The 6,000-nt window shown below is 65.4% G+C and carries 3 protein-coding genes; 2 read left to right on the top strand and 1 reads right to left on the bottom strand.

The genetic code is table 11. The annotated features are described in order from the left end of the window. Positions 1-77 precede the first annotated feature (77 nt). Positions 78-1,841, top strand: a complete 1,764-nt coding sequence (locus SX243_13135; protein MDY7093909.1) for a peptidase — start codon at positions 78-80, stop codon at positions 1,839-1,841. 107 nt (positions 1,842-1,948) lie between these two features. Here the strand turns inward: SX243_13135 and SX243_13130 are convergent, their stop codons facing one another. After that, positions 1,949-3,727 carry a vanadium-dependent haloperoxidase gene (locus SX243_13130; GenBank protein MDY7093908.1) on the bottom strand — a complete coding sequence of 593 codons (1,779 nt, stop codon included), beginning with the start codon at positions 3,725-3,727 and terminating at the stop codon, positions 1,949-1,951. Positions 3,728-4,032: 305 nt separating this feature from the next. Here SX243_13130 and SX243_13125 point away from each other — a divergent pair, with 305 nt between their 5' ends. Next, positions 4,033-5,019 (top strand): hypothetical protein, encoded by a 987-nt coding sequence (locus tag SX243_13125; GenBank protein ID MDY7093907.1) that lies wholly within the window; start codon positions 4,033-4,035, stop codon positions 5,017-5,019. Positions 5,020-6,000: the final 981 nt, after the last annotated feature.

The raw sequence follows: 6,000 nt of genomic DNA, 5'->3' as shown, positions 1-6,000 counted from the left end.
CCCCGCTCCGCTCTTCAGGCTGGCCTGGTCTTCAGGCTAGCGCGAGCTTTCATCTTTCGTCCTTGGAGGACCCCGCCATGAGCCGGCCCCTTTCGTATCTCCTGATCGCTCTCCTCTTGACCGCCCTTTTGGCCACCGGCCTGGCCGCGCCCACCGCCCAGGCCGCCAAGCCCCCTGCCATCGAAGCCCTCTCCGCCCACAGCCAGGCTTATAGCCAAGGGGCGGAAGCCTCCTACCGCGTCGGCGACCTGCGCATCAGCCTGGAGACCGGCGTGCCGGTGGCGCTCTACAACCTGCGTTACGAGGTCGAGGCCGGCACCCCCGACGCCATGGCGCGGCAATTCCTCGCCGAGCATCGGGACCTCCTCCAGCACGGTTCCCTCGACACCGACGACGCCCAGCAGCTGGTGCTCCACGCGGTGCGGGAGAGCGACGCCGGCGCCACGGTGCGCTATCGCCAGCACTACCGCGGCGTGCCGGTGTATCAATCCGAGGTGGCGGTGACCCTCGACCCCGACCATCGGGTGACCTTCGTGATGAACGGCTTCCAGCCCGGCATCGAGCTGGCCTCCGTCACCCCCGCGGTCTCCGCCGCGGCGGCGCGGGATTCCGTGCTCTCGATCCTGAATGTGAAGGGTCCCATCAGCTGGGAGAAGACCGAGCCGGTGATCTTCCAGCACGAGGGCACCTGGCATCTGACCCAGCGGGTGCGCATCATCCCCGCTGTCTCCCCCACCGGTGAGTGGGAAGGCTTCATCGACGCCACCACCGGCGAGCTCCTGCGCCTGTGGGACCGTGCCTTCTACGTCGATGGCTCCGGCACCGTCTTCGACCCCGACCCGCTCTCTTCCGCCACCGTCGCCTACGGCACCACCGGCTACACCGACGGCGGCGACGCCGACACCGCTCAGCTCACCGCCGAGCTCTTCAACCGCACTCTGCCGGACATCACCAGCGCCGGCGGCATGTTCAGCCTGGTCGGCCCCTACGCCGCCATCGTCGACACCGAAAGCCCCTTCTTAGGCCTCTTCGCCCAGCCCAGCTCCAGCTTCAACTTCACCCGCAACGCCAGCGGTTTCGAAGCCGCCAACACCTACTTCCACATCGATCACGTGATGCGCTACCTCAATGAGGACCTGGGCGTTGCCATCTCCCCCACCCAATACGCCGGCGGCGCCCGCTTCGATCCCCACGGCCTCAGCGGCTCGGACAACTCCCACTACACCAGCGGCAACGGCGTGGTGGCCTTCGGCGAGGGCGGCGTCGACGACGCCGAGGATGCCGACGTGGTGATCCACGAGCTCGGCCATGCCCTCCACGATTGGGTCACCGGCGGCGCCCTGTCCCAGGTCAACGGTCTATCCGAAGGCATCGGCGATTATGTAGCCCAGTCCTACAGCCGCAGCCTCAACCAATGGACGACGGCAGATGCGGCCTATCACTGGGTGTTCAGCTGGGACGGCCACAACCCCTTCTGGGGTGGCCGCATCACCAACTACGGCGCGGTCTATCCCGGCGGCCTCACCGGCTCGATCCACACCGACGGGCAGATCTGGGCGACTTGCATGATGAAAGTGTGGGACGCCATCGGCCGTGACCGCACCGAGCGCGCCCACTGGACCGGCATCGGCATGACCACCTTCAACACCAACCAGGAGGACGCCGCCATCGCCGTCCAGCAGGCCGCGGTGGACCTGGACTACTCCTACCAGGACCTGGAAACCATGGCCGCCATCTTCCAAAGCTGCGGCTACGGCGTCACCGGCCCCAACCTGACGCCGATCTTCGTGGATGGGTTTGAAGGCGGGAACGCGAATCAGTGGACTGCGTTTTTCCCGTGAGCTGAGGCTGGGAGGGGAAGCTCGCCGATGGAAGGGGGGATCTCGGCGGGCACATTGGAACAGTAAGGGCTGCCCGCCGAGCAATGCGGTGGGCAGCCCGTCTTCGATTAGAGTTCCTGCACCTGCCCGTTGGCGATGAGGATGCGCTGACCGTCGAAGCGGGTGAGCTCGAAGCCGTCCGCCGCCTCGGAGAAGGCGATGCTGTAATCCTGCAGCATGGCGATGGCCACCTGCTCGCCGGCGGTGATGCCGTCGATGCCGTCGCTGCGGTAGTGCACGCCGGCGGCGTCGCGGCCGATGGAGATATTCGCCGCCAGCTTGTTGATCTCGTTGCCCACCGTCAGGTCCGCGCCGGTCCAGGGATCCAAGTTCAGCCCGTCGGCATCCGTCGTCACCGGTGCGGGCAACACATAGGACTCCTTGAAGAAGGCCTTGAGCACGGTGCAGCAGGCACCGGCGATGCAGGCGTGGCCCGCCGGATAGGACGGATGGGTGGGTGAGCCTTCCGGGAAGGCCAGCGGCAGCAGAGTGTTGCCGTTGTCGGAGAGCAAACGGGCGACGGCGTCGGAATTGAGCACGTCGGAGTGGACGCCGTAATTCTTGCTGCCGTTCTGCTGATTCTCCACCCGGGCGGCGTAGACCTCCGGCCGCAGCCGGCGATGGACCAGCCACTTCTGATACCAGGCCGCCTTGAGCGCCACGCTCGAAGCCTTGGCCACCAGATCGAGAATCTGCGGGCCGCCGAAAGTGACGAAGCTGCCCTGGTTGAGGATGACGCGGTAGGGGTTGCGATCACTCAGCGTCTCGGCCCCGAAGCCGAGCAGGATGAGGGCGGCATTGAGATACCCCTGGTAGGAGAAGTCGCCGTGGACCCACTCACCGAGGCCCCGATTGTTGCTGATGTAGCGCGGAGTGCCGTCGAAGGTGATCCCCGCCGCCGGATTCACTCCCCGCTGAACCGCCAGCCAATCGCCATAGCTGGTCATGAAGTCATCGCCGACCTCTGGCCGCGAGTACCGCTGCTCGATGGTGCTGGGACCGTAGGGCACCGGCAGCCAGAGGAATTGGGAGATGTAGGGACCGACGAGGTCGCCGGGGGTCTCGCCTCGGAAGAGAGTGTCCGTGGTCACGGCGCCGCCCACCTTCGGACCGACGGTGGCGGAGAAGGCGTTGAGGTCGGCGACGGCGGCGGCCACCATCGGATCGCTGGAGTAGTCGTTGAAGGGCACGTCGCGGGTCAGGGCCTGCCAGTAGACCTCCCCCATCTCCGCCGCTGAGGTGGCGCTGGCGAAAGTCGGCGCGGCCGGGATGCGGCAGCTGTGACCGTCACCACCGGTCATCTCGAAGGCGAAGGAACCCTGCGGATTGGCCAGCCGCCGGTCCGCCTGGGGTGCCAGGTCGATGGCGTCGAAGTCCGCCGAAGCGCCGCTAGCCAGCGCCGCCAGTAGCTGATCGTAGGCCGCCGTATCCACTTCTCCCAAGGAGTTCTGGGGCATGGCCTTGAAGAAGCTGGCACGACGGTCCGCATAGAACTCGTCGTCGCCGTTGACGGCCTGCTCCGGCTGGTCCACGTCCACCAGGTTGCGAGCCGCTCGGGAACGCACCCGAAACGCCTCGATGGCCCGGCGGCGGGCCGTAGAAGCCTCCACCTCGGCCGCCTCCACCCGCTGCGGAGCCACCACTGCGGAGCCACCGGCCAGGCCCGTAGCGGCCAACACTCCGGCGCCTCCGAGACCGGTGAGGAATCCGCGGCGGGAGACCGCAGGGCCTCCATTCGAGGCCTCGGGATTCGAGCCTTCGGCGGCCGGGGTTGTTGCTTCCAAGTTCTTGCCGGGGTCTTGCTGCTCACGGCTCGGCGACGTGTGGGGTGTTCTTGAGACAGGCATCCGATCTATCCTCACTCCAAGAAATCTCAGGGCACATCCCGACGGCAAACCATTGGGCATCGGGGGCGACTTCATCCTCTAGCTGTGGTAAAAGTGTTTCACAGCTTACGAGTCCTGTCGATGCACTCAGACGCTCTTTCCAATCCTCCGTTGGCAGCCCGAGGCGGCTCGTCCCTTCCTGCCCTTGAGCGGACGAGCGTCTGCCAATCGGAGTCCTATGCACTCGGCGAACGGCGGCGGACTTTGGAATCCGCTGGAACCCACCGTCGCGCCATGACCCGTCGCTTATGAAGAGGAGAGCTCCCGTGTTCCGATTCTCGCTCCACCGCACCGTCGTCGGCCTGCTACTCGCCGGCCTCGTTTTCTCCCTCACCCTCCCCGCCGCCGCAGACTGGCCCACCGGCCCTCGTCCGTCCCGGGCCGAGGCCCCCGTGCCCAAGAGTGAGCCCATCCCTCGGCTCAAGGCCTTCGCCAACGACCCCGCCGACGACACCTTCGGTACCGGAACGGTCCAGCTGGACCTCCAACGTCTCTCGGTGCAGGCTGCGGGCGGCGAGCTGGTGATCGATCTCGACTTCTTCGGCTCCGTGAGCGAACCGGACAGCGGAGCCCCCGACGCCCTCTACGGCTACCTCGACCTCGACCTCGATCAGGCCGGCTCCACCGGCGACTTCCCCTGGACGGATCTGCTCCGCGGCGACGACGGCGAGACCGGCATGGGCAACGAGGCCTACGTAGACTTCTTTTCCTTCGACAGCGGTCAGGTGGAGGTCATCGACGATCCCTCCGAGACCGTGCTGGGCCTGGCCACCCTCGTGGTCAGCGGCTCCACCGCCACCGTCCGCATTCCCCTGGCCCTTCTCGGCGGCGACCAGACCGTCGACGTCGCCGCCGCCATCGGCACCCTCGCGGAAACCACCGATGTCGCCCCCAACCAGGGCTCGGTCGCCTCCCAGAGCGACGGCCTCCTGCTTCAGAACGATCGCTTCCGGGTGGAAGTGAATTGGGCCGACTTCAGCGGCAACCAGGGCGTGGGCAAGGTCGTGGAACAGTCCACCGACTCGGCCCTCCTCTACTTCTTTTCCCCCGCCAACTGGGAGCTGCTGGTCAAGGTCCTCGACGGCTGCGCCATCAACCAGCGCTACTGGGTCTTCGTAGCCGCCGCCACCAACGTCGAATTCAGCGTCAGCGTCACCGACCTGAACACCGGCCAGCAGTACATCTACTTCAACCCGCCCCGCCAGGTCGCCCAGACGCTGACGGACACGCGGGCGTTTGCTACGTGCCCTTGAGAGGTGGGCTTGGGGCTGGGCTAGAAGTGCCCGAACTTGAGATAGGGGGATGAGGGCAAGGAGGCTCGTCTCAACAAGTCGAGCTGCGGGCCTCGAATTGACATAAAAATAGATTCTTCGTATAGTCTTTTGGACTAAAATAAAACTTCCGTCTGGAAGGGAAAGGAATCTATTTCCAAGATGTCCAAGATCACCGCAATGCTCTCCGCCCTCGTCCTTCTGTGTGCCTTGCTGGTCCTCGCTCTCTCTGCTGGCGCCGCTCCCGCAGAAGCTCCGCCAGCACAGATCACGGCTGAAGAGGCCCCGGTTCTTTCCACGGGTCTCGAGGAGTCGCAAACCTCCACCCGCCAGGCCCCCGGCAGTTCCTTTGTTTCCTGCTGGGCAGTCCATGGGACGCCCTGCGAAACAGGAAACTACGTTATCTGCCAGTTCACGCCCTATGAGCCCGAGATCTGCGTGTGCACCAATGGCAGCACGTTTCAGTGTGGCAGCCGGCCCTGACCCCATCTTCAGGATTTTTGCTGAGTGCGGAATACGCGCTCGATTCGATCTGCGGCGCTGGTCCTACTGAGGCCAGCGCCGCTGGTGCGTAGGGTCACCCGACCCGTTTGTCGAAGTCCTCAACCTTCTCCGCTACGCTCCCCCGCTCCTCCACTCGGATCTCGGCGGGCAGAGGCCGCTGCAGGGGCTCGGGGTCGAGGGTGCCGGCTCGAAACTGAGCGTTCTCCTCCCAGCTTCGGATGATCAGCTCTCTCCGGCCTCCGGAGCTCTTTCTCGCTCCGGTGAGTTTCCGGACTGATGATCGGCCTCTCTACGGGGAGATGAGTTGAGAGTCACCTCTTACACCATGCGCAGCTGGCGAACCCTTGCCTCTTTTGGTAATTTTCTGATGGAAACTTGCCTGATGGAATTCGAGGGCTGCTGTTCCCTCCTCGCGAGCCCTTCGAAGCTCGTCACTCCCGCGCAGGCGGGAGTCCACGC

Source organism: Acidobacteriota bacterium, from assembly GCA_034211275.1.
GTDB lineage: Bacteria > Acidobacteriota > Thermoanaerobaculia > Multivoradales > JAHZIX01 > JAGQSE01.
The sequence above is the reverse complement of the archived record's forward strand: the minus strand, read 5'-3'. Positions and strand labels throughout refer to the sequence as shown.